Below are 22,655 nucleotides of genomic sequence, written 5' to 3'. Positions count from 1 at the left end.
ATTAGCGGCACCGGCACGCAGCGGGGCGCCGGGGCGTTCCGGGGAGCGGAAAGATTTCAGATTTGAAGATCAGGCGTACCGGTGTTCGTGGCCGGGTCAGTGTGCGTATCCGGTTGTTGTCGATGGTGCTCATCTCCAGTGTCATGCTGTTGGTGGTCGGTGGTGGCGGAGCCGTCTATCTGGTGAATTCGGCCAGGAATTCCACCGACTGGGCCGAATTGGCGAGCAGTACCACCGGGCCCGCGATTCTCATGGTGTCGGCATTCCAGGAAGAGCGCAGGCTGTCGCTGTTGCGGCTGGCCGGTGACGTGTCGTCGGCGCCCGCGCTGGCCACCGCCAAGCAGCGTTCCGACGAGGCGCTCGCGGCGGTGATCGCGAAAGGCGACGCGGCTCGCGCGCTGAATCCCGATGGTTCCCGCGAGGACATCGAGGGATACAACAAGCTGTTCTCCATGGTGCCGACCGTGCGCACCGGCGTGGAATTCCTGCGGATTTCCAGCGACGAGGTATTCGGGTTCTACACCGGGGTGATCGGCACGATCATCGCCGCGTCGATGCTGGCCGCCCGGGTCGCGCCCGAGGCGAAGGTCGGCATCGAATTGGGCTACGCCGTAGAACAATTGCGTGCGGCGGAAGCGCTGTCACAAGCCGACACTCTCGGCTCCGTCGCAGTGACCACCGGCGAGATGAGCGCTGCCCAGCTGGTCGACTTCGGCCGTCGGATCGGCGAATTCCGCGGCGAGGCGGCCTATTCCGCGACGGTGCTGAAAGGCCGCCGCCTGGCGCAGCTCTCGGAGATCACCGCGAGCCCGCAGTGGCAGCAGGTCATCGCGATGCAGGACGCCATCCTGCTGCGCGGACCGATATCCGTACGCGACGGGGAGGCCGGGCTCCCGATCGGTCTGGCCGACTGGCAGGACGCGTCCAAGCACGTCGGCCTGGCCTTGCAGAAACTGTGGGAAGACCAGAGCGGGGACGCCCACGTCATCGCCAGAGAGCAGGGCGAACGCGACACCGGCAGCGCGCTGCTGGGCGGTGCGCTGATCGCGCTCGCCGCGGTGGCCGCCTTCCTCGTCGCGCTGGTGATGGCGAACCGGTTCATCGCGCGGATGCACCGATTGCGCCACGACACCCTCGAACTCGCCGACGAGCGGCTGCCGGAGGTGATGCGCCGGGTCGCGACGGGGGAGACCGTCGACACCGCGGCGGAGGGTTCGAGCCTGGACTTCGGTACCGACGAGCTCGGCCAGGTGGCCGCGGCGTTCAACCGCGCCCACGTTGCCGCGATGTCGGCCGCCGTCGCCGAGGCACAGACCAAGGCGGGGATCAGTACCGTCTTCCTCGACATCGCGCACCGCAGCCAGGTGGTGGTGCACCGTCAGCTCGCGCTGCTCGACCGCGCCGAGCGCGACGAGAGCAACGCTGATCAGCTCGATCTGCTGTTCCAGCTCGACCATCTGGCCACCCGGGCCCGGCGCAACGCCGAGAACCTCATCATCCTCGGCGGCGAACAGCCGGGCCGTCGGTGGCGCAAGCCGGTCCCGCTGCTCGAGCTGGTGCGCGGCGCGATCGCGGAAAGCCTGGACTACACCAGGATCGCGGCCAAGCAGATGCCGGATGTGCGCGTCTCGGGGCACGCCGTCGCTGACGTGATCCACCTGCTCGCCGAGCTGATGGACAACGCGACCGCCTTCTCCCCACCCGAGACCCAGGTCGTGGTGTCGGGGATCGTGGTCGGTCGTGGGGTCGCGGTGGAGGTCGTCGACCAGGGGCTGGGCATGTCGGAAAGCGATGTGGCCGAACGCAACGCGATGCTGGCCGACCCGCCCGCGTTCAGCGTGGGCACGCTGGCCGGAACCTCGCGGCTCGGACTGTTCGTGGTGGCCACGCTGGCGGGCAGGCACGGCATTTCGGTGCGGCTGTCGGAATCGGTCTACGGCGGCGTGCGGGTCGTGGTGCTGATCCCGTCGGCACTGGCCGAGGCGTCCGATCCCGAGTCGGCGATCTCCGGCCAGTTCCCCGCTGTCTCGCCGCGACCATGAGCGACGAGCGCGAACACTGGTACGAGGACGAAGCTGGTCCGCTGGTGCGCCTGTACGCCGTCACCGGCGGGCGCGCCAAGGCGCAGCGCCCCGACCTCGAGCTCACCACCCTGCTCGTCGCCGCGCGCTCGGGTGCCCGCTCACGCCTGCTCGCTCCCGAATACGACCTGATCGTCGAGTTGTGCCGCACGCCACTGTCGGTCGCGGAGGTCTCCGCCCACCTGCACCTACCCCTGACCTCGACGAAGCTGCTCATCGGCGACCTGATCGACGAGGGCCGGCTCCACGCTCGGGGGCCGCGAAACCAGATGAGCACCGCCCCGGACCTGGACGTCCTACGGGCGGTGCTCGCCGGGATCAAACGGTCCTAGGCCAGGTCGTCAGGCTTTCGCCACCGATACCGGCTGCGCCGACAGTGTCGCGAGTTCGGTATCGAGATCGGCGGGCTCGGCCGGTCGGCGTGGAATGGTCATCGCGATACCGGCCGCCACGAGCGCTACAGCGGCGCCGATCAGCAGGCCGACATGGAACCCGGTCTCCGACGGCACGGCGTGCCCGGCGAAGTCGGTCGTCATATTCGCCAGCACCACACCCACAACGGCCGCCGACACCGACGTACCGAGCGAGCGCATCAGCGTATTGATGCTGTTGGCGGAGGCGGTTTCCGACAGCGGCACCGCACCCATGATCAGGGCGGGCATGGCGCCGTAGGCCAGGCCGACACCGATGTTGGTGATGCAGACCATCGCCATCAGACCCCAGGTCGAACCCATCAGCGCGACCGACGAGCCATAGCCGATGGCGATGATCAGCGCCCCGACCGCGAGGGTGACCTTGGGTCCGCGTGCGGCCGACAGTTTCGCGCCCGCCGGGGACAACGCCATCATCATCAAGCCGCCCGGCGCCATCCACAGACCCATACCCAGCATGGTTTGTCCCATGCCGTGGCCGGTGGCCGAGGGCAACTGCATCAACTGCGGCACGATCAGCGCCTGGCCGTACATGGCGAAGCCGACCAGGACGGACGCGGCATTGGTCAGCAGCACCTGCGGTCGCGCCGTGGTGCGCAGATCGACGAGCGGGTCGGAAGTCCGCAATTCCCACCGTCCCCACGCGGCCAGGGTCACCGCCGAGGCGGCGAACAGCCCGAGCGTCGTGGCACTGCTCCAGCCCCACCCGGCGCCCTTGGACACTGGAAGGAGCAGGAATACCAGTCCCGCGCCGAGTCCCACCGCACCGACGAAATCGAACCGTCCACCCGCGTCACCGCGCTTCGCCTCGGCCGGAACCAGGGTCACGATGAGCACCACGATCAGTGCGCTCAGCGCCGCCGCGGCCCAGAACAGGACCCGCCAGCTCGCGTACTGCGCGACCGCGGCCGATATCGGCAGACCCAGCGCGCCACCGACCCCGAGCGACGCGCTCATGAGCGCGATCGAGGAACCCAGCCGTTCCGCGGGAAGCACATCGCGCATCAGGCTGATTCCCAACGGGATCAAACCGACCCCCATGCCCTGGATTCCGCGTCCGATCAGCATGGGTACCAGCGAGGAGGACATGGCGGCGATCGCGGCGCCCACGATCAGAAATCCACCGGAGACCAGCAGCATGCGGTGTTTTCCGTAGAGGTCACCGAGCTTGCCGGCGACCGGGGTGAACACTGCTCCGACCAGCAGCGTCACCGTGATCACCCAGGACGCGTCGGCGGCGCTGGTGTGGAGCAGTTGCGGGAGTTGACCGATGATCGGCACCACCGCCGTCTGCGTAATCGCGGCGACGGTGCCGCCGAAGGCGAGGACGCCGACGACCACCCCGGGTCGTGCCGTCTTTTTCGAGATCCCCACGTACCGCTCCTATCGACAAACACGCAAGTTATGTACAGAGCACAAGATATGCATACTGCATCAGATGTGTATAGTACACATTATTGGGCGCGCGAACTCGATCGGGAAATCGTGACATAGGTCGCAGTCCCGCTAGTGATCCGCGGGCAGGGCCGCGATCGGGCGCGGCCAGAACTCCCCTGACCGGCGTTCGATGTCGGTGTTGAATCGTCGCAGGTAGCCGGCGAAGGCGGCGATATCCTCGGCCGGCCAGTCCTCGAGGATCGAATCCAGGGCGTCGACGATCAGGGCTCGTTCGGCATTCAACCGGCGCTCACCCTTGGATGTGACCCGAAACTTCCGCGCCATCCCGCCCTCGGGATCCGGCATCCGCTCGATCGCGCCGGTCCGCATCATGGCCGCGGTCTGCCGATTGAGAGTCGAGGCATCCAAGCCCAGTGCGTCACTGAGCTGCCCGATGGACATCATTCCACCCATCCGCAGCCGGCTCAGCAAGATATAGGCGCTGCGGTCCATGGCGTCGGGCCCCCGGCGCGATCTCAGGCTGTGGCGACCCAGGAGCATGGTCTCGAACTCGACCAACTGCGTCGCCTTGTCCATCTCAGCCCTTTCCGCGAATTCGCACCGGCCCGGCCGCGCGGTGGATCACCATATGTGTACCGACCACACTACGTGTCCGCTGCACATCGACACCGCTAACCCAGCCGGGCCGCGAGCCGTTTCGCGTTCATGTAGCCGATCGCCTCGATGGTGACCATCGGGTTCACGCCGGGGGCGGTGGGGAAGCTCGACCCGTCGGCCACCACGATGTTCGGCACATCCCAGGTGGCGCCGTCCGGGTCGGTCGCCGAGAGCTCCGGCGTCCCGCCCATCCTGGCCGAGCCCATGATGTGCAGGGCGCCCATCGAGCAGCGGCCGGGGCCGTAGCCCGCCTTCTTCGCCGCGGCGTCGAATTCGGCGAGCGAACCGCGGGTGCCCGGTTCGAAGGAGATGCCCGCCTGATGGCCGGAGAAGATCCGTTGCGCGCCTGCGGCTTCCAGGATGGAGGCGGCGCCGACGATGCCGGTGTGCAGGTGCGCGGCGTCGTAGTCGGACAGCTGGTATTTCACCACCGGTTCGCCGGACTTGTCGATCGAGACGGTGCCGGGGTCGCGGTCACGGGTGATGATGCCGATGGAGTTCGTGCGCGCGAAATCGAGCATGGTGGCCCGATGTTGCGCCGCGCCGCGCCAGCTCATGAAGCCGGTGGCCAAACCGGGATGGACCGGGCCGGTCTCGTAGATCACGCCGTAGCCGTTGCCGTCGAGGTTCGCGTGGTGCCTGCTGATGCGGGCCTGCAACGCCCCTTCCCACGGGCGGACGTCGTCGTCGAAGACGCCGAAGACCGCCGCGGCCGGGTGTAGGCGCAGATACCGGCCGATGTTCTTGTTGCGCAGACCGGATCGTCGCAGCAGCGCCGGTGTCTGGATCGCGCCCGCGGCGACCACGACCGCCTTGGCGCGCACCGTGATCTCCACCCCGGAGGCGGTGACCGCCGAAACCGACTCGGCCCGGCCCGCTTTCACCGTGATCGCGCGGACGTCGGCGTCGACCACCAGGCGCGCACCGTGCTCGGCCGCATCGGCGAGCCAGGTCTTGGTCGCCGACTGCTTGGCGCCGAGGCGGCAGCCGTAGCCGCAACGCCCACACTCGATTCCGGCGTCACAGGCATCGCTGACATTGCGCGGCAGGGTGTCCACATCCCAGCCGAGCGCGCGCGCACCGCGCTCGAGAATTCCGTCGCGCGCCGAGAGCGGTGACTTGCTGTCGGTGACGCTGATCCGTTTCTGTACAGCGGCCAGCGCATCACCGAACTCGTCCTCGGCGAACTGCGGCACGCCGGTCTCGGCCCACTCGGCACGGACCGTGTCGGGCGTCGGCAGCGAGGTGCTCCAGTTGACCACGGTGCCGCCGCCGAGGCAGGTCCCCGCGACGAGGGTGATCTGGCCTTCCGCCGAGGCGGCGGGTCCCGGCGCGTACAGGCTGGTCAGCGCGTCGAGTTCGCCGTCGCCGAAATCCTGGTCGTCGTAATAGTTTCCGCGTTCGAGCACGATCACGTCGAGGCCGGCTTCGGCCAGCACCGCCGCGGCGGCACCGCCACCGGCGCCGGAGCCGACCACCACCACATCGCATTCGAGCGCGGTGGATTCGGTGAACCGCAGCGGTGACAGCGGCGGCTTCGGGGCGGTGTCGAGCCGGCCGACCGGCGCCGGGTAGCCGATCTCCGCCCACAGTGGATTCGTGCCGGTGGGACCGGGGCTCACGTTGTAGGCGAGCAGGGAAGCCTGCTTGAGCGCCTGGAAGATCGCCCGGGCGGGGGCGAGGCCGGAGTCGGCCAGGCGCAGCAGGGCTGCCTCGCGCTGCTCCTGCGAGAGCGTGGAGAACCGGCGCAAGCCGCTGCCGGTGAACAGGCCGAAGAGGCGAGAATCCCACAGTCCCAACAGCGTTGCCAGCTGCTTCTGCTCGGCTTCGCGAGGATTGCGCCCGAGGATGCGGAAGATCGTGTCGACCGCGCCGATATCGGTCGCGGCGGGCAATCCGCGCCCGTCGCCAGGGAGAAACGTATCGCAGATCATGCCCAGCGCGGCCCGCTGTTCGGCTGTCGGTTCCATGCGGAAACCACCCCTTTTCACTCTGGGGTGATTTCTATCACGGGACACGCGACCGCGCTGGGGGTCAACAGGTTTCGGGCCGGGCGGTGCTAACGCCCGGCCCGGCCTCCTCGATCAGTCGGCGGTGAACTGGATCGTTTTGAGCGACGGAGTCGACAGGTCGACATCGGCGCGGGTGACCGACTGCGTCGCCGAATCGTTGCGGTAGGCCGTGAGCTGGTAACGCCCGGGCTGTAGTCCGCGGAAACTCACCTGCCCGTTGGCGCCGGTGGACATGTGCCGGTGAATATTGTCGCCACAGGCGTCGATGCCGGTGAGGACGATCTTGCCGCCCGCGATCGGCGTGCGGTGCTTCGCGGTGATCAGCACCGCGTCGATCTGGCCCGCGGCCGCCGGGCTCGCCCCGCGGACTCCCTGGCCGTTCTGCCGTGCCTGTCGTAGTTCCTCGCAGGGCGCCGCGTCCTGCGCGATCGAGTCGTCGGCGCCGGGGTGAGCCCCCATGGCGGTCGCCGCCGTCCCCATCAGAGCTGTTGCCGCCAATCCGATCGCCAAACACTGGGAAATGACAAATCGTGGCATCGCGCCGTCTTCCTCCTACTTCCTGGCCTGACCTGAAAGTGCACGTGGACATTGCTGAGGTAACGCTCGGGCGGCAACAATACTGACGGGAATTCCGGCACTGAAACCGGTGTTCCATAGAGGCGGTTGTGGCCGATTCGTGCGACCGTTGAGCCCTCATGAAGGAGGATGTGTGAGCGACACTCGTAAGGCGATTCTGGCCGGTGGATGCTTCTGGGGCATGCAGGATCTGATCCGCCGTCAGCCCGGCGTACTGGCCACCAGGGTCGGTTACACCGGCGGGACCAACGACAATCCGACCTACCGCAATCACCCGGGCCACGCCGAGGCCGTCGAGATCGAATACGACCCGGCGCAGACCGACTATCGCGCGTTGCTCGAGTTCCTGTTCCAGATCCACGATCCGACCACCAAGGATCGCCAGGGCAACGATCTCGGCGACAGTTACCGTTCCGCGATCTTCTATCTCGACGACGATCAGCGCCGCATCGCCCTCGACACCATCGCCGATGTCGACGCCTCGGGCCTGTGGCCGGGCAAGGTCGTCACCGAGGTGACCCCGGCGAGCACGTTCTGGGACGCCGAGCCCGAGCACCAGGACTACCTGATTCGCTACCCCGACGGCTACACCTGCCATTTTCCTCGTCCCGGCTGGAAACTCCCGAAGCGCGAGAACACCGGCAAGTAGCGTTTTCCATATGTCATGATCGGCTGTGTCGGCGTGACCGTGACGTCGGATCGGAGTACTCATATGAGCGGCAGCGGCCGTCTCGAACGATGAGGGGAAGCGATTCGGATGACATATGGACAGCAGCAACCCGGTTATCCCCCGGCGGGACCGACGCTCAGTGTCGGTGACGCCATCGGGTACGGGTGGACGAAATTCAAAGACAACGCGCTCGTATGGATCGGGATGGTGGTCGTCGCATTCCTGATCCAGGCGGTGATCAGCTTCCTGTTCGGGCTCGGAAACTCCGGCGACACCGATTATGACGGCGGTGTCAGTTTCGGGTTCGGGCTCTGGCAGATCCTCGGCACCATCGTGAGCACGGTGATCGGATATCTGATCTCGGCGGCATTCGTGCGTGGCTCGCTGCACGAAACCGATGGCAACAAGCCCGGATTCGGGTCGTTCTTCCAGTTCACCAATGTGGGTGCGGTGATCATCGCCGGCCTGCTGGTCGGTCTGGCGACCGGCATCGGCCTGCTGCTGTGTGTGCTGCCGGGCCTGGTCGTCGCGTTCTTCACCTGGTGGACGATGCAGTTCGTGATCGACCGTGACCAGGACGGTGTCACCGCGATCAAGTCGAGTTTCTCGGCGATATCGAGCAACGCGGGAACGCTGCTGCTGCTGGCTCTGGCGCTGTTCGGTATCAACATCGTCGGTGCGCTGCTGTGCGGTCTCGGCCTGCTCGTCACGATCCCGTTGACGATCATCGCCTCGACCTACGCCTACCGGGTTGTCACCGGTGGGCCGGTCGCCGGCGCGGCGAAGACCCCGGAGCCGGGATACCCGCAGCAATACGGCGGGCCCGCAGCGGGATTCGGCGGGCAGCCGGGGTACGGCGGTCCGGAAGGCGGACAGGGTTACGGCGGTCCCGGCTACAGTGGTCCCGGTTACGGCGGCCCCGAAGGTGGACCCGGGTACGGCGGGCCCGCTGGTGGTCCCGGTTACGGCGGTCCGGGTACCGGTGGACCGGGCACGGGCGGTCCGGGTGGACCGGGCACGGGTGGACCGGGTTATGGCGGTCCCGGGTACCCGGACAATCCTGATCTGGGCAAGCCCGGTGACCAGGGCTGGGGACCTGAAGGCAACCGCTGAGAAGTTGATCCCGAGGGGCGTGCGATGTCGTTCATCGCACGCCCCTCGTGCTGTTCACTCGCAGCCGATGCCGTCTCCGTCACGGTCGAGGCCGTAGTCGTCGGGGCCGATCACCGTGACGCGGCCGGTATAGACGGGGCCGTTGCCGCTACCGCCTTCACAGTCCACATCGCTGACGATGGGCAGGCACGGGGTGTAGGAATCGTGGCAGTTCGAGGGCTGCGCTGCTGCGACGGCCGGCGTGGCGATCGCGAACGCGAAGGCCGCGATGACGGCGGAACCGAGGGTGACGGCGTATTTCATTGTGCTCCATTCAATTATCCAGCGGCGCACAGTGTTTCACGGGTGGGTGATTTGTCGGAAATTTGCTTGTCGGTACCTGCCGGTAGCATCGGGGGACTCGGACAAGGGGGAGTTGATCGATCCGCTACCCGGATTGCATTCGGTGGGTTTGGCTCTCGCCGATCACGGAAAATGGTGGAGCCAAGCCTATTTCGCCGAGGTTGCCCGTCGCGCCGATCAGGTTGCGGTGATGTCCTATGACACGGCGATGCCTACCCGAGCTCTCTACAGCGGGTATGTGGCGCAGCAGACCGGACTCGCCGCCGAGGTGACCCCGGACGGAGTCGATCTCTTGATGGGTGCACCCGCCTTCTGGGCCGACGACCCAGGCCATCACGGTGCTGCCGAGACCGTTGCCGCCGCGGTTCGGGGAATTCGCCTCGGCCTGACCGACACCGATGTCGGCCGAGCGAATTTCGGTGTGGCTCTATACGTGGATTTCGCTGCCACGCCACAGGATTGGGCCGACTATCGACGAGAGTGGTGTCGAACAACCGAATGAATTCGGCGACCGTCCGATTCCGGTTCGGCGGCACTATTGGTTCTCGGCCGCTTGTTCGTCCGGTCTAATCCGTGGTGGGGACGATGGCGGGCGCGCGGATCTCGGCCAGCCACGGGTGATCCGGGTAGAGCTGGATCAGCCAGGAATTCAGCCGGGTGAGCCGGTACTCGGGGAGCAGGGGGAGGACGCGGAGGAAATCGGCGTAGTCCTTGGGGCGGTTGGCTTTCGCCTTGAACAGCAGCACGACCTCGGGGACGAGATAGGGGATGCCGTTGGTCGTGGTGCGGATGAGTTCGGTGTAGGAGAGAGTGATCGTGGGGTCGCGGCGGCAGATCCAGGTGTCGCCGTCGTGCGGTTCACGGAAGACGTCGAGATGGAAGGCGCCGGTGAAGGGGTCGCGCAGCCAGGTCTGATGGAGTTCGGGGCAGGACGCGGCCAGGGCATAGGGCCAGAGCTCGCCACTGCCGACGACGTCCCATTCGTATTCTGGGAAAGCGGCCGCGATCTCGGGGAAATCCATTCGGGGGACGGTGATTTCGATGTCGTCATGGGCACGGGAGATCGCGCCTGCGAACAGGTCGAGGGCCCAGCCGCCCGCGACGGCCCAGGGGGCCGGGCAGGTGGCGAGGCGGGCGGCGACCACGCTCGGGGTCCACGGGTCCCAGCGGCGGGCGGCTTCGGTTGCGGTGATCGGACGTCCCCCGTCCGGCGAGCTCATCTATCCATCCTCGATACCCACGGCCGGGGACGCAAGGCTGTTGTGGGCGATGGTGATCGAGACGAGACGGGTTTGTGAGGAAGTCAGCGTCGGCGGTCGGTGAGCCAGGCCAGGGGGCGGCGGTGGTGGGGTCGTGGGCGGTTTTCCCAGCGGGGGTTGTCCTCGTTGCGGCGGTAGGCCGGGATCCGGCCCGCCACGGAGAAACGGAAAGTGGTGGCGATGCCCACTACTTCGCCGTCGGCGGCGACGGCGACGGGGGTTTTCGAGGTGACGGTGAGTTCGTGCATCTGACGTTCGCCGTAGACGCGGCTGTGCCCGATGGCGGCGAGCATCAGGGCGATGACGGCGCGGGTGCGGGAGAACCGGACGTCGGCCCGGAGCCAGCGGACGTCGAGCAGACCCTCGTCGAGGCGGGAGCGGAAAGCGGGCACAGCGCCGTGCGGGTGGTAGGGGCCGTTGCCGATGAACAGGAACCACATGTCGTGCCAGCGGTCGTCGAGCCGGATGTGGATCGGCTCCGCGCGGCGCAGGGTGACGACGAGGGCGGCGGCGAAGGCGGGCCACTTGCCCCAGCGGTCTTCCCACTTCTCGCGCAGGCGGACCAGCTCGGGGTAGGCGCCGATGCTCGCGGTGTTGATCCAATGGTGGGTGTAGGGGCCGTCGGTGGTGTCGAGTTCGACTGCGGCGATGTCGACTTCGACGGCCTCGCCGGTGCCGGTGGCATCGGCCACCTCGCGCAGGTCGTAGACGCCGAGGTCGCGGGCGAAGTGGTTCAGGGTGCCGGCGGGGATGACGACCAGGGGCAGGTTGTTGCGGACCGCGACAGCTGCGGCCGCGGCGATGGTTCCGTCTCCGCCCGCGGCGCCGACCGCGAGGACCGAGGTGCGGTCGCTCGCCGCGCGATCCGCGGTGTCGGCGTCTGTCGCGACAGCGGTGTCGACCGCTTCCTGTAGCACCTCGACGGCGTCACGGCCGGGTTCGGTGCGTACCAGGGTCGCGGCGGGCAGGGCTTCGGCGATGTCCGCCGTGGGGTCGTAGGAGGAGTCGCCGGAGCGGGGATTCACCAGTAGCAGCAGACCTTTGCCGTCGGCGAGGATCGGCGCGTCGTGCACGACGTGCGCGTCGGCCTCGTCGGATTCGCGAATCGGCCACCAGCGGCGGGTGGTGAGAGCGACAGCGGTGCCGACGCCGGCGCCGACCAGCACGTCGGACGGCCAGTGCGCGCCGGTGTGGATGCGCGAGTAGGCGACGGCGGCGGCCACCGGCGCGACGGCGAGCGCGGCGCGCGGGCTCTCCAGGGCAACGGCCGTGGCGAAGGCGGCGGCATTGGCGCTGTGGCCCGATGGGAAGGACGACGACACCGGCGCGGCGACCAGCCTGCGGCCGAGCGGCATCAGTTCGGCCGGCGGCCGCCGCCGCGGGATCAGGGTCTTGAGCACGAGGTTGACGACGAAACTGCTGCCACCCAGCGCGATGACGCCGCGCAACGCCGCCCGTCGCGGGGGACCCGGCTGCACCGCGAGTGCCACCGCCACGGCCAGCCATAGACCGCCGGTGTTGGCAGACCGGGTCAACCGCAGCATGCCGCGATCGACCGACGATTCCGGAATTCGGGACACCGCCCGGCTCATCGTGTCGTCCATCCGGGCGACATGGCCGAAGCGTGCTCGGGGCAACTCACTCACACCCAGAACACTACCGCCGTTGGGCGTCACGATCTTTGGACACGGACAGCGCCACCCGTGCGCCCTCGATGGCAAGGCCGCGCTGTCCGCGTCGACAGGTCCCGCCGGCCGAGCCGGAGGCGCCGATCCGACGTACGTTGGTGCCCGCGATCCTCGCTCCGGCGGGCGACGCGCGAAACCGGTCGGACCTCCTCGATTACGGGGGCAGGAAGCGGTAGGCGCGCCGCCCGATAAACTCTGCCCATGACCGACACCGCGCTGCTCGAGGGCCCCATCCACGCTGTTCATGTCGAACTCGGCGCCACCTTCGCGCCGTTCGGCGGGTGGGAGATGCCCGTGCAGTACGCGGGCACGGTCGGCGAGCACACGGCGGTGCGCACCACGGTCGGGCTCTTCGACGTGAGCCACCTCGGTAAGGCGACCGTCGCGGGTCAGGGAGCCGCGGCTTTCGTGAATTCGGCGTTGACCAACGACCTGGGCCGGATCCAGCCGGGAAAGGCGCAGTACACCCTGTGCTGTGCCGAGGACGGCGGCGTGATCGACGACCTGATCGCCTACTACGTCAGCGACGACGAGGTGTTCCTGGTGCCGAACGCGGCCAACACCGCGGCGGTGGTGGCCGAGTTGCGCAAGCTCGCTCCCGAGGGGATCACCGTCACCGACCATCATCGCGACTACGCGGTGTTCGCGGTGCAGGGGCCCAAGGCCACCGAGGTGCTGACCGCGCTCGGCCTGCCCACCGAGATGGAGTACATGGCCTACGCCGACGCCGAGTGGCAGGGCCGTCCGGTGCGCGTGTGCCGGACCGGCTACACCGGCGAGCACGGCTACGAGCTGCTGCCGACGTGGGCTGACGCGGAGCCGCTGTTCCGCGCCCTGATCGCGCAGGTCGAGGCCGAGGGCGGCCAGGCGGCCGGACTCGGCGCGCGCGACACCCTGCGCACCGAGATGGGCTACCCGCTGCACGGACACGAACTGTCCCTCGACATCACCCCGAACCAGGCCCGTACCGGCTGGGCCGTGGGCTGGAAGAAGCCGGAATTCTGGGGCAAGGCCGCGCTCGAGCAGGAGAAGGCCGACGGCCCGCGCCGTACGCTGATGGGACTGAAGGCACTGGATCGCGGCGTGCTGCGCCAGGGCCAGACCGTGCTCCGCGACGGCGAGCCGGTCGGCGAGACCACCTCGGGGACGTTCTCACCGTCGCTGAAGGTCGGCATCGCGCTGGCGCTGCTCGACACCGACGCGAAGCTCGAACCCGGCGACGAGGTGGAGGTCGACGTCCGCGGGCGCAAGCTGCGCGCCGCGGTCGTCAAGCCGCCGTTCGTCGACACCAAGACCAAGTAACTCCCCCGTAGTGGGGGCGAGACAGCACCGAATCGGCCCGGATAGGATTCCCACCATGACAGTCGCCGCACAGTTCACCCGTATCCCGCATCCCGCGCCCACCCCGGCGCAGCGGCGGGAAGAGGTACTGGCGGCCCCCGGTTTCGGACGGTTCTTCACCGATCACATGGTGTCGATCGACTACGCCGACGGCCGGTGGGGCAACGCGCGCGTCGAACCGTACGGCCCGCTCTCGATGGACCCGGCGACCATGGTGTTCCACTACGGCCAGGCGATCTTCGAAGGGCTCAAGGCCTACCGCCAGCCCGACGGCGAGATCGCGACCTTCCGCATCGATGCCAACGCCGCGCGGTTCCGCCGCTCGGCCGCGCGGATGGCGATGGCGGAACTGCCCGAGGAACTGTTCATCGAGTCCGTGCGCCAGCTCCTCGACGTCGACGCCGACTGGGTGCCCGCGGCCGGTGGCGAGGACTCGCTGTACCTGCGGCCGTTCATGTTCTCCACCGAGGCGGGCCTGGGCGTGAAGCCCGCGTCGGCCTACAAATACCTGCTGCTCGCCTCGCCTGCCGGGGCCTACTTCCCGCGCGGTGTGAAGCCGGTGCGGGTGTGGCTGTCGACCGAGTACGTGCGCGCGGCTCCCGGCGGCACCGGTGAGGCGAAGGTGGCGGGCAACTACGCCTCGTCGCTGCTCGCGCAGGCGCAGGCCACCGACGAGGGCTGTGACCAGGTGGTCTGGCTGGACGCCTGCGAGCGTCGCTACGTCGAGGAGATGGGCACCAACAACCTGTTCTTCGTGTTCGGCACCGGCTCGGAGGCACGGCTGGTGACCCCCGAGCTGTCGGGTTCGCTGCTGCCCGGTATCACCCGCGACTCGCTGCTCACCCTGGCCGCCGACTCCGGCTACCCGGTGGAGGAGCGCAAGATCTCGGTGGAGGAATGGCGCAAGGGCGCCGAATCCGGTGAGATCAGTGAGGTCTTCGCCTGCGGGACGGCCGCGGTGATCACGCCGGTGGGCTGGGTGAAGTCCGGCGAGGGCGAATTCGCCATAGGTGGCGGTGAACCCGGTGAGGTGACGATGGCGCTGCGCGACACGTTGACCGGAATCCAGCGCGGAACCTTCGCCGACACCCACGGGTGGATGCGGACTCTGTAAGCGTCACAACAGCATTCGAGAGCGGGTCCCTGGCGTAGGGGCCCGCTCTTGTGCTGTTCAGCCCGGCATCAACGCCTGCCACTCGCCGAGGGACTTCGGGCGCAGGACGTAGTTGGATTCGCGGACGGACGACAGCGCGGCGCTGGGGGCTTCGGAGTACCAGTGGCCGGGGTAGACGACCGGGTTGCCGTCGAGGGCGGCGAGTTGGCGCAGGCTGCGGAACATCTCGTCGGTGTCGCCGCCGGGGAAGTCGGTGCGGCCGCAGCCGTCGATGAACAGGGTGTCGCCGGAGATGAGGCGGCCGTCGAACAGGAAGCACTGGCTGCCCGGGGTGTGGCCGGGCGTGTGGAGTAACTCGATCTCGAAGGCGCCGACCTTCACCTTGTCGCCGTGGTCGTGGCCGGTCAGTTCACTGGGGGCGATGCCGGTGGTCTGGGCGACCCAGTCCAGTTCGAGCTTGTTGACATGGACCGGGACGCTGGTCTTCTCGAGCAGTTCGGCCACGCCGCCGAGGGTGAAACCGAGCATGGTGCCGCCGACGTGGTCGGGATGATGATGGGTGGCGAGTACGCCGGATACGCGCATGCCGTCGGCCTCCGCGACGTCGACCAGGTCGGCCGCTTGGTAGGCGGGGTCGACCAGGAGGGTCTCGCCGGTCTCCCGGTCGCCGATCAGATACGCGAAGTTGCGCATCTGCGTGGCGATCGGATCGCCGACGGCGTAATCCCGGCCGGACAGCAGCTGGCGGAAGTAGAGGCGCTCGGATGACATGCGCTCCACTGTATTGCCACCGGTGTGCTGGCGACGCACCCGAGTACCGTTGACCGGACGGTCTGTGGGAGCACACAATCGCCGATATCTTGGACTTGTGACCAGTAAGAGTTTGCGGTAATTGAGCGTTTCGCTATAACGCCAGCGAGAAGCCCACTGCGGCAATCGAAACCGTGATCTCCACTACTGCGCCGAGAATATCGCCGGACAGGCCCTCGAAACGGCGGACACAGTGCCGGGTGACAGCGACGGTCACCGCGAGGGCGGCGATCACGACAACGGGGCCGAGCCAGAGGTTGTCTGGAACCGCCCACACCGCGGCGCCGACGGCGAGCGCGGGCCAGATCCACACGGCGGCGCGCGGCTGCGTGCCCGCGACCAACGCGCCGAAACCGGCGTCGGGGGCGGCGGGGATGCCGGTGCGGCACGCCGGAACGACCGCGACTCGGCCCGCGGCGACGGCGAGGACGAGCGCGAGCCAGCGGTGCTGATCGGCCAGCGTCGCGAAGGCTACCGCTTGGACGGCGACGGCGAAGATGAGCGCGGCGACGCCGAACGGGCCCGCACCGCCGGACTTCATGATCTCGCGGGCCCGCTGGGGCGGGCCATAGCTGCCGAGCCCGTCGACGGTGTCGGCCAGGCCGTCGAGATGCATGCCCCGGGTGAGCACGGCGAGCAGGCCGACGACGAGGAGACCGGCGAGAAGGGCGGTCAGGCCCGCGCTGACCAGTAACCACAGGGCGGCCGCCGCGAACGCTCCCAGAGCGAGCCCGATCAGCGGGGCGAGAGTGATCGCGTGTCCCGCGGTACGCCGGTCGACCAGTGCCGGGCCGGTGATCGGGACGACCGTCAGCCAGGAGACCGCGAGCCGGAGCGCGTTCACTTGGCCAGGTCGACGGTGTCCGATTCCTCGGCCGAGGTGCTGACGCCCGCGTCGGCGAAGGTCGACATCTCGGCGAGGGTCGCGACCGCGGCCCGCAGGATCGGGAGGGCGGTCAGTGCCCCGGAGCCTTCGCCGAGGCGCATCTCGAGGTCGATCAGCGGGGTCAGGCGCAGGTGCTTCAAGGCCAGGTCGTGAGCCGGTTCGGTGGAGCGGTGGGCCGGCAGCCACCAGGCTTTCGCGCCCGCGGCGATGTCCTCGGCGACCAGGGCGGCGGCGGTGACCACGACGCCGTCGAGCAGCACGGGCGTGCGACGGACGGCCGCCTGGGCGAGGAAACCGGTCATGGCGGCGAAGTCGGCGCCCGCGGCGACGCGGAGCAGGTCGACGGGGTCGGTGGCGACCGGGCGGGCACGGCGCATGCCGTCGCGGATGGCGGCGACCTTGCGGATCCAACCCTGGTCGTCGACGCCGGTGCCGCGGCCGACCGCGGCGACGGGTTCGGTGCCGGTGAGGACGGCGATGAGGACGGTGGCGGGAGTGGTGTTGCCGATGCCCATGTCACCGGCGATGAGCAGGTCGGCGCCCGCGTCGATTTCCTCGTCGGCGATCGCGCGACCCGCGGCCAGCGCGGCGGTGACCTCGGCGTCGGTGAGCGCGTCCTCGCGATCGATGGAACCGCTCGAGCGACGCACCTTGTGCTGGGCCACCGAGGGGTCGGTGTCGCCGTTGACGGCGATGTCGACGACCCGCACGGTCGCGCCCGCCACGGCGGCCAGCGCGTTCACGGCCGCGCCGCCCGCCAGGAAATTGGCCACCATCTGCGCGGTGACCTCGCTCGGATACGCCGAGACACCGTGCTCGGCCACGCCGTGATCGCCCGCGAACAGCACCACCCTGGCGCGTTCGAACTGCTGGGGCGGGCATACGCCCTGGCATGCGGCGACCCAGTTGCCGAGTTCTTCGAGCCGTCCCAGTGATCCGGCCGGTTTGGTGAGCTGCGTCTGGCGCTGCTCGGCCGCCGCGCGCACCTGCGCGTCCGGGGCCGCGACCGGGTCGAATCCGTGCGTCACTGGCAAGCCTTTCGGAGGTGGTACAGGGTGTTCGACGCTCATCTTGCCCGGATCACGGTGCACGGCGGTGACCGGCCCGGCTCATTTCAATCGAAGCGGCAGCCCGGCCACGATGAGGTACGCCTCGTCGCACGCCCGCGCGAGACGCTGGTTCAGCGCGCCGATCTCGTCGCGGAACAGTCGCCCCGAGCGGGTCGCGGGGATCACGCCCATGCCCACCTCGGGCGATACGATCACCAGCCGTTCCCGGTAGGACTCGACGGCGTCCACGAGCGTGTCGCAGTCGGGGGTGACGGTGCCGCGCGGTGCGTCCCAGGCGTCGCGGGCGTCGAGGCGGGCGGTGAGCCAGGTGCCGATGTCGTCGAGCAGGGTCGCGGGCGCCGCGGTGGCGAGAACTGTTGCGGGCTCGGTGTTCTCGACGGTCGTCCAGTGTTCGGGGCGGCGGTCGCGGTGGACGGCGATCCGGTCGGCGAAGTCGTGATCGGTGGGATCGACCACGGCGGTGGCCAGGTAGCGAACCGAGGATGCGTCGGTCAGCACGGCCTCGGCGAAGGCGGATTTTCCGGAGCGGGCGCCGCCGAGCACGAGGACGCGGGCCGAGGAGGACCTGTCTGACATGTCAGCACGGTAGCAATCGGCGACCACGCGCCACTGGCGACACCGTCGGCTGCCGAGTCAGGCCGACAGCGCGTCCAAGATCATCGGGCGAGCGGTGGTCAGGGCCTGCTGCCAGTACGGCCAATTGTGGGTGCCGTTGACGATGTCGACACGGGCGGAGACCCCGAGAGCGGTGGCCCGGTCGCGGAAGATGCCCGCGGCGACCACCGTCATCGCCTCCAGGCTCATCGCGTTGAGGGTGTTGCCGAGGCCGTAGGGGACATCGGCGGCGCCGGGGATGCCGTTGCCGGTGGTCACATAGAGGGGCAGGCCGCGCAGTCGCTCGACCTGGGCGGTGGCGTCGTTGCGGGCCCACGCGGGGTCGCCTGCCGGGCCCCACATGTCGTCGACGTTGAAATTGCCCTCGTCGAGCATGGCGACGCGCATGGCCTGGTTCCACATCGGGTAGGTCGGGTTGACGAAGCCGGAGAACGAACCGGCGAAGCGGAACTGATCACGATGATGGGCGGCGAGGGTGAGTGCGGCGTTGCCGCCCATGGACGCGCCGACGATGGCGTTGTTGGTACGCGAGACCCCATATCTGGCAAGGAAATCGGGCAGTTCACGGGTGAGGAACGTTTCCCACCGGTAGGTCGTCTTCTGGCCGTTGGTGCTGCTGGGCCGGTACCAGTCGGTGTAGAAGCTGGAGTGGCCGCCGACCGGGAACACCAAAGTGACGTTGTCGCCGGCGAATTGGCGCAGGGCATCGGTGTCGGTGGTCCATTGGCTGTGGTCGTCGGGGGCGCGCAGACCGTCGAGCAGGTAGAGCGCGGAGCTGCCGCCGCGCGCAGCCCACTGCACCTGGACCTTGACCGGACCCATGCTCGACGGAACGATCAAGTCCTCGAAACCGCCCGCGGGCGTCCGCATCAACGGCGCCGCGATCGGCGCGGCAGCGGCCGCGGAGGTGCCGAGGGACGACACGACCGCAGCCGTAGCGACGATCGTGAGAGCTCTGCTCAGCCGACGAAATCTTCCCCACCCAGCGTGAAACACCTTGCTAGCCGACCAGTTTCCGCCGGTCGAGTCAAGCCGATTGTGTGGCTTCACAGCTTCGATCGCCATTACATGGCTTGCCATGTAATATGGGAAGCGGCGGCAGAGGATCGACGGAGGGTGGGGATGGAACAGATCGAGCGGGATCTCATGGATCGGGCCGACTCCCTGGGGTACGTGATCAATCACCTGGCGCGGCTCATGGAGCAGGCGCTGCGTGATCGTATTGCCGAGTACGGCGTCGTACCGGGGCAATTCGCTCAACTACTCGCGCTGTACGAGGAGGAAGGGATCTCGCAGCTGCGGCTCTGCGAGAAGGTGCGGATCGACCAGTCGACGATGGCGCACACCCTCAAGCGGATGGAGCGGGACGGCTTGATCGAGCGCATCGCCGACCCGCGCGACGGCAGGCGGTCGCTGATCTACCTCACCGACCGGTCCCGTGCGCTGCGCACCGCGCTGACCGCGGCCGCCCGGGAGGTGAACGACCTCGCCACCGCAGGTTTTCCCGACGTGGACGGTGACGAGTTCCTTCGCATGGCTCGACAGTCGATCGGCAATCTCGAGGCCGATCGTGGGGCGTGAGGGGCGAACCGTGGCATCCCGGATCCATCCCGTCGCGGGCGCGGTCGGATTGCTCACCGTGCTCACCTTCTGGACGTCGACGGTGGTGAGCGAACTCAGCGGGTCCACAGCGACGATCGTCGCGGTCAAGCTGGCCATCCCCTGGGCCCTGCCGATTCTCGTGCTCGCGCTCGCCATCACCGGCGGCACCGGCTTCCGACTGGCCGGGAAGTCGGCGATGCCCGCCCTCCTCGCCAAAAAGCGCCGGATGCCCTTCATTGCGGGCAATGGCTTACTGGTGCTGATCCCCTCGGCGATCACCCTGGCGGTGCTCGCCGGCCGTGCCGAGTTCGGGCCGCTGTTCTACGGCGTGCAAGCGCTGGAACTGCTCGCCGGCGCGACCAATATCGTGCTCATGTCGCTCAATGCTCGCGACGGATTCCGCGTCACCGGCCGCTTCGGACACCGCCGTTCCGTGACGGAGTGAAGCTCGGCTCAGCCGGCCGCGCCGAAGCGGCGGCGGTATTCGGTGGGGGCGATGCCGACCTGGCGCTGGAAGTGGTGGCGCAACAGAGCGCCGGAGCCGAAGCCGGACTCGTCGGCGATCCGTTCCAGGGCCATGTCGGTGGTTTCGAGCAGGTGCTTGGCGAACAGGACGCGCTGAGTGGTGAGCCATTTGACCGGGGTGGTGCCGGTTTCGGCGGCGAAGCGGCGGGCGAAGGTGCGGGTGGACATGCTGGAGCGGGCCGCGAGCTCGTCGACGGTGTGTGGGTGGGCGAGGTTCTCGGTGAGCCAGGCCAGCGTGGTGGACAGGCCGATCGAACTGCACTCGGGGACCGGCTGCTCGATGAACTGGCGCTGACCGCCGTCGCGCTGCGGCGGAACGACCATGCGGCGCGCGATGCCGTTGGCGGCGGCGGTACCGATCTCGCGGCGGACCAGGTGCAGGCAGGCGTCGATGCCCGCGGCGGTACCCGCGCTGGTGATCAGGTTGCCTTCGTCGACGAACAGGACGTCGGGGTCGACGGTCGCATCGGGGAACATCGTGGCGAGTCTGTCGACATAACGCCAGTGGGTGGTGCACTTGCGGCCGTCGAGCAGACCGGCCGCGCCGGCCAGGAAGGCGCCCGAGCAGACGGTGAGGACGGTCGCGCCCGCGTCGGCCGCCCCGCGCACCGCCTTGAGTACCCGGTCGTCGTACTGGTCGATCGGGGAGGCCGGGATGGCGACCAAGTCGGCCTTCGCGAGTTGGTCGAGGCCGAATTCTGGGGTGACCGCGATGCCGGGGGTGGTGGAACGCAGTGGCTTGCCCGGGTCGGCGCCGCAGACCCGGAAGTCGAAGCCGGGCAGGCCGTCGGCGGTGCGGTCGAGGCCGAAAACCTCACAGACGACACCGAATTCGAACATCGCGAGCCGGTCGCTGAGGACCACGGCAACCTTCGAGAGCATGCCTCATCGTAGCTGGCTGAATCTTTACGCACAATGACAGAACAGCCACTTTCGGCTGAAAATCATCGAGCGCAAAATTACTGCCATGCTTACTTTTCTGATCGTCCTCACCGCCATCATCGGACTCGCCGTACTGATCGGTCGCGGCACCGCCGGCTCCACCGGGATCGTCGACCGCGACGCCCAGCGCATGGACACCGAGCTCAAAGCCATCGCGGGCTACGCCGACTACATCCGCCCGAGCCATCACTGAAAAGACGAATGCCGCCCCATCCGCAAGGATGAGACGGCATTTGTAAGTCCGGTCGAACTCAGACCGCGTCGCCGGGGCCGACCCGCGGCTTCGGAGCGCGCATCTTGCGGATCTGTGAGGCGCGGACGAAGGCGTACCAGCCGAGCTTGAAGCCGGTGTCGGTGGTGTCGGGGAACCGTTCGATCACCCGGTTGCTCACGATCTTGCCCAGGACGAAGCCCTCGATGATCATGAAGACCATCATCACCAGCATGGCCAGGGTGACGATGGTCTGCAGGCCGGGGGCGACGAACATCGACAGGATCAGCACCAGCGCCATCGGCATGAACAGGCCGACGAGGTTGCGGCGGGCGTCCACCAGGTCGCGCACATACGCGCGGACCGGGCCCTGATCGCGGGGCAGCAGATACTTGTCCTCGCCGGCGAGCATGCGGGCGCGGCGGTCCTGCACGGCGGCGCGACGGTCGGCGGCGGCGGCCTTGCGGTCCTGTTTGGTGCCCTTGACAGCCTTGCGGCGCGCGCGGGCTTCCTTGGCGGTCAGCGGGGCGGGCGCGATCGGACCGCGCCGCTTGCCTTCTGCCTCACGCCTTTTCGGCGTCGGCCTGCCCTTACCGGGAGTGGTCGACGCCGTGGCGGCGGCCTGTTCGGAGTCGGACACCGACGGGTCGACGGACTCGTCGATGGTGCTGGACTCGTCGCGACGAAACAATTTCACGTTCACCAGGCTATTCGATGATGCCGACCATCGGGAAATGCGGTCCGCTCAGCGGTGGGCCCGGTCTCATCCGCGGCCGGGCTGCGACGTAGATCACGCCGTCACAGGGCGTACTGTGGGCACAAGCACCCAGGTGGCGTCTACTGGCTGCGCCGAGGGTGGCAAAATAGGAATAGCAGTTGCTGCGACAGCGTTGAAGACAGTCGTGCGCTGTGCACCTGAGGTCCGTTGACGGGCTGAGTCGAACTAGGAGTGTCCATGACTGTGCAGAACGAGACCGCCACCGAGACCCACGGTGCGACGCTGACCGACGCTGCCGCCATCAAGGCGAAGGCGCTGCTCGACCAGGAGGGTCGCGACGATCTGGCCCTGCGGATCGCCGTGCAGCCCGGTGGCTGTGCCGGTCTGCGTTACCAGCTGTTCTTCGACGATCGCATCCTCGACGGTGACATCGTCGTCGAGTTCTCCGGCGTGAAGCTGGCCGTCGACCGCATGAGCGCCCCGTACATCGACGGCGCCTCGATCGACTTCGTCGACACCATCGAGAAGCAGGGCTTCACCATCGACAACCCCAACGCCACCGGTTCTTGCGCCTGCGGCGATTCGTTCAACTGA

The 22,655-nt window shown here is 68.2% G+C and carries 25 protein-coding genes; 11 read left to right on the top strand and 14 right to left on the bottom strand.

Going from position 1 to position 22,655, the window contains the following annotated elements; all coding sequences use genetic code 11:
• The first annotated feature begins 62 nt into the window (after positions 1-62).
• Both ACWF99_RS29490 and ACWF99_RS29485 read left to right on the top strand, forming a co-directional pair.
• Complete coding sequence (locus ACWF99_RS29490; RefSeq protein ID WP_452537966.1) at positions 63-2,042, top strand: sensor histidine kinase; 1,980 nt, start codon at positions 63-65, stop codon at positions 2,040-2,042.
• Entirely contained in the window at positions 2,039-2,413 is a 375-nt protein-coding gene (locus tag ACWF99_RS29485; RefSeq protein WP_378636475.1) for a DUF742 domain-containing protein, read from the top strand. Before ACWF99_RS29490 ends, ACWF99_RS29485 begins: the two co-directional genes overlap by 4 nt.
• A 9-nt stretch (positions 2,414-2,422) precedes the next feature.
• Here the strand turns inward: ACWF99_RS29485 and ACWF99_RS29480 are convergent, their stop codons facing one another.
• From ACWF99_RS29480 to ACWF99_RS29465, 4 genes are all read right to left on the bottom strand, one after another.
• Entirely contained in the window at positions 2,423-3,886 is a 1,464-nt protein-coding gene (locus tag ACWF99_RS29480) for an MFS transporter (RefSeq protein ID WP_452537965.1), read from the bottom strand.
• A 132-nt stretch (positions 3,887-4,018) separates the two neighbouring features.
• Positions 4,019-4,486 carry a MarR family winged helix-turn-helix transcriptional regulator gene (locus tag ACWF99_RS29475; RefSeq protein WP_378636480.1) on the bottom strand — a complete coding sequence of 156 codons (468 nt, stop codon included), beginning with the start codon at positions 4,484-4,486 and terminating at the stop codon, positions 4,019-4,021.
• Between the two features lie 95 nt (positions 4,487-4,581).
• A complete protein-coding gene (locus ACWF99_RS29470; RefSeq protein WP_378636483.1) occupies positions 4,582-6,537 on the bottom strand; it encodes a GMC family oxidoreductase in 1,956 nt (651 codons plus the stop codon).
• Between the two features lie 114 nt (positions 6,538-6,651).
• The gene (locus tag ACWF99_RS29465) at positions 6,652-7,116 is read right to left on the bottom strand and encodes a carboxypeptidase-like regulatory domain-containing protein (protein WP_378636484.1); all 465 of its coding nucleotides are present in this window, start codon (positions 7,114-7,116) and stop codon (positions 6,652-6,654) included.
• Between the two features lie 172 nt (positions 7,117-7,288).
• Between ACWF99_RS29465 and msrA the strand changes: the two genes are divergently transcribed.
• On the top strand, positions 7,289-7,804 hold the full coding sequence (msrA, locus tag ACWF99_RS29460; protein ID WP_378636487.1) for a peptide-methionine (S)-S-oxide reductase MsrA: 516 nt from the start codon (positions 7,289-7,291) through the stop codon (positions 7,802-7,804).
• 108 nt (positions 7,805-7,912) lie between these two features.
• Positions 7,913-8,938, top strand: a complete 1,026-nt coding sequence (locus tag ACWF99_RS29455) for a hypothetical protein (RefSeq protein WP_452537964.1) — start codon at positions 7,913-7,915, stop codon at positions 8,936-8,938.
• 54 nt (positions 8,939-8,992) lie between these two features.
• Here ACWF99_RS29455 and ACWF99_RS29450 read toward each other — a convergent pair whose 3' ends face one another.
• Complete coding sequence (locus ACWF99_RS29450; RefSeq protein WP_452537963.1) at positions 8,993-9,241, bottom strand: hypothetical protein; 249 nt, start codon at positions 9,239-9,241, stop codon at positions 8,993-8,995.
• Between ACWF99_RS29450 and ACWF99_RS29445 the strand changes: the two genes are divergently transcribed.
• Complete coding sequence (locus ACWF99_RS29445) at positions 9,225-9,782, top strand: hypothetical protein (protein WP_452537962.1); 558 nt, start codon at positions 9,225-9,227, stop codon at positions 9,780-9,782. The genes ACWF99_RS29450 and ACWF99_RS29445 overlap by 17 nt on opposite strands.
• 64 nt (positions 9,783-9,846) lie before the next feature.
• On the opposite strand, the gene ACWF99_RS29440 is transcribed toward ACWF99_RS29445, so the two are convergent.
• Both ACWF99_RS29440 and ACWF99_RS29435 read right to left on the bottom strand, forming a co-directional pair.
• Positions 9,847-10,500 (bottom strand): nucleotidyltransferase domain-containing protein, encoded by a 654-nt coding sequence (locus ACWF99_RS29440; RefSeq protein ID WP_452537961.1) that lies wholly within the window; start codon positions 10,498-10,500, stop codon positions 9,847-9,849.
• A gap of 83 nt (positions 10,501-10,583) precedes the next feature.
• On the bottom strand, positions 10,584-12,185 hold the full coding sequence (locus ACWF99_RS29435) for a phosphatase PAP2 family protein (protein WP_452537960.1): 1,602 nt from the start codon (positions 12,183-12,185) through the stop codon (positions 10,584-10,586).
• A gap of 243 nt (positions 12,186-12,428) precedes the next feature.
• On the opposite strand from ACWF99_RS29435, the gene gcvT reads away from it, so the two are divergent.
• Complete coding sequence (gcvT, locus tag ACWF99_RS29430) at positions 12,429-13,529, top strand: glycine cleavage system aminomethyltransferase GcvT (protein ID WP_452537959.1); 1,101 nt, start codon at positions 12,429-12,431, stop codon at positions 13,527-13,529.
• A gap of 55 nt (positions 13,530-13,584) precedes the next feature.
• Positions 13,585-14,682, top strand: coding sequence for a branched-chain amino acid aminotransferase (locus ACWF99_RS29425; protein WP_378636504.1), 1,098 nt, complete (start codon positions 13,585-13,587; stop codon positions 14,680-14,682).
• A gap of 57 nt (positions 14,683-14,739) precedes the next feature.
• On the opposite strand, the gene ACWF99_RS29420 is transcribed toward ACWF99_RS29425, so the two are convergent.
• From ACWF99_RS29420 to ACWF99_RS29400, 5 genes are all read right to left on the bottom strand, one after another.
• The gene (locus ACWF99_RS29420) at positions 14,740-15,453 is read right to left on the bottom strand and encodes an MBL fold metallo-hydrolase (RefSeq protein WP_378636506.1); all 714 of its coding nucleotides are present in this window, start codon (positions 15,451-15,453) and stop codon (positions 14,740-14,742) included.
• 133 nt (positions 15,454-15,586) lie between these two features.
• Positions 15,587-16,336 (bottom strand): adenosylcobinamide-GDP ribazoletransferase, encoded by a 750-nt coding sequence (locus ACWF99_RS29415; RefSeq protein WP_378636508.1) that lies wholly within the window; start codon positions 16,334-16,336, stop codon positions 15,587-15,589.
• Entirely contained in the window at positions 16,333-17,448 is a 1,116-nt protein-coding gene (cobT, locus tag ACWF99_RS29410) for a nicotinate-nucleotide--dimethylbenzimidazole phosphoribosyltransferase (RefSeq protein WP_378661578.1), read from the bottom strand. The genes ACWF99_RS29415 and cobT overlap by 4 nt, the downstream gene beginning before the upstream one ends.
• A 39-nt stretch (positions 17,449-17,487) precedes the next feature.
• Positions 17,488-18,024: a bifunctional adenosylcobinamide kinase/adenosylcobinamide-phosphate guanylyltransferase gene (gene cobU, locus ACWF99_RS29405; RefSeq protein WP_378636513.1), complete on the bottom strand. Its 537-nt coding sequence runs from the start codon at positions 18,022-18,024 to the stop codon at positions 17,488-17,490.
• A 57-nt stretch (positions 18,025-18,081) separates the two neighbouring features.
• On the bottom strand, positions 18,082-18,987 hold the full coding sequence (locus ACWF99_RS29400; protein WP_452537958.1) for an alpha/beta hydrolase: 906 nt from the start codon (positions 18,985-18,987) through the stop codon (positions 18,082-18,084).
• 198 nt (positions 18,988-19,185) lie between these two features.
• Between ACWF99_RS29400 and ACWF99_RS29395 the strand changes: the two genes are divergently transcribed.
• Entirely contained in the window at positions 19,186-19,644 is a 459-nt protein-coding gene (locus ACWF99_RS29395) for a MarR family winged helix-turn-helix transcriptional regulator (protein ID WP_452537957.1), read from the top strand.
• A gap of 10 nt (positions 19,645-19,654) precedes the next feature.
• Complete coding sequence (locus ACWF99_RS29390) at positions 19,655-20,110, top strand: hypothetical protein (RefSeq protein WP_452537956.1); 456 nt, start codon at positions 19,655-19,657, stop codon at positions 20,108-20,110.
• A gap of 8 nt (positions 20,111-20,118) precedes the next feature.
• Here ACWF99_RS29390 and ACWF99_RS29385 read toward each other — a convergent pair whose 3' ends face one another.
• A complete protein-coding gene (locus tag ACWF99_RS29385) occupies positions 20,119-21,072 on the bottom strand; it encodes a helix-turn-helix domain-containing protein (RefSeq protein WP_452537955.1) in 954 nt (317 codons plus the stop codon).
• 85 nt (positions 21,073-21,157) lie between these two features.
• On the opposite strand from ACWF99_RS29385, the gene ACWF99_RS29380 reads away from it, so the two are divergent.
• A complete protein-coding gene (locus ACWF99_RS29380; RefSeq protein WP_378636527.1) occupies positions 21,158-21,325 on the top strand; it encodes a hypothetical protein in 168 nt (55 codons plus the stop codon).
• A 58-nt stretch (positions 21,326-21,383) separates the two neighbouring features.
• Here the strand turns inward: ACWF99_RS29380 and ACWF99_RS29375 are convergent, their stop codons facing one another.
• On the bottom strand, positions 21,384-21,983 hold the full coding sequence (locus ACWF99_RS29375) for a DUF3043 domain-containing protein (protein ID WP_378636811.1): 600 nt from the start codon (positions 21,981-21,983) through the stop codon (positions 21,384-21,386).
• A 315-nt stretch (positions 21,984-22,298) separates the two neighbouring features.
• Here ACWF99_RS29375 and ACWF99_RS29370 point away from each other — a divergent pair, with 315 nt between their 5' ends.
• Positions 22,299-22,655, top strand: a complete 357-nt coding sequence (locus ACWF99_RS29370) for a HesB/IscA family protein (RefSeq protein WP_067459056.1) — start codon at positions 22,299-22,301, stop codon at positions 22,653-22,655.

Source organism: Nocardia sp. NPDC055002 (assembly GCF_053608825.1).
This window is presented reverse-complemented; position numbering and strand designations above follow the sequence as displayed.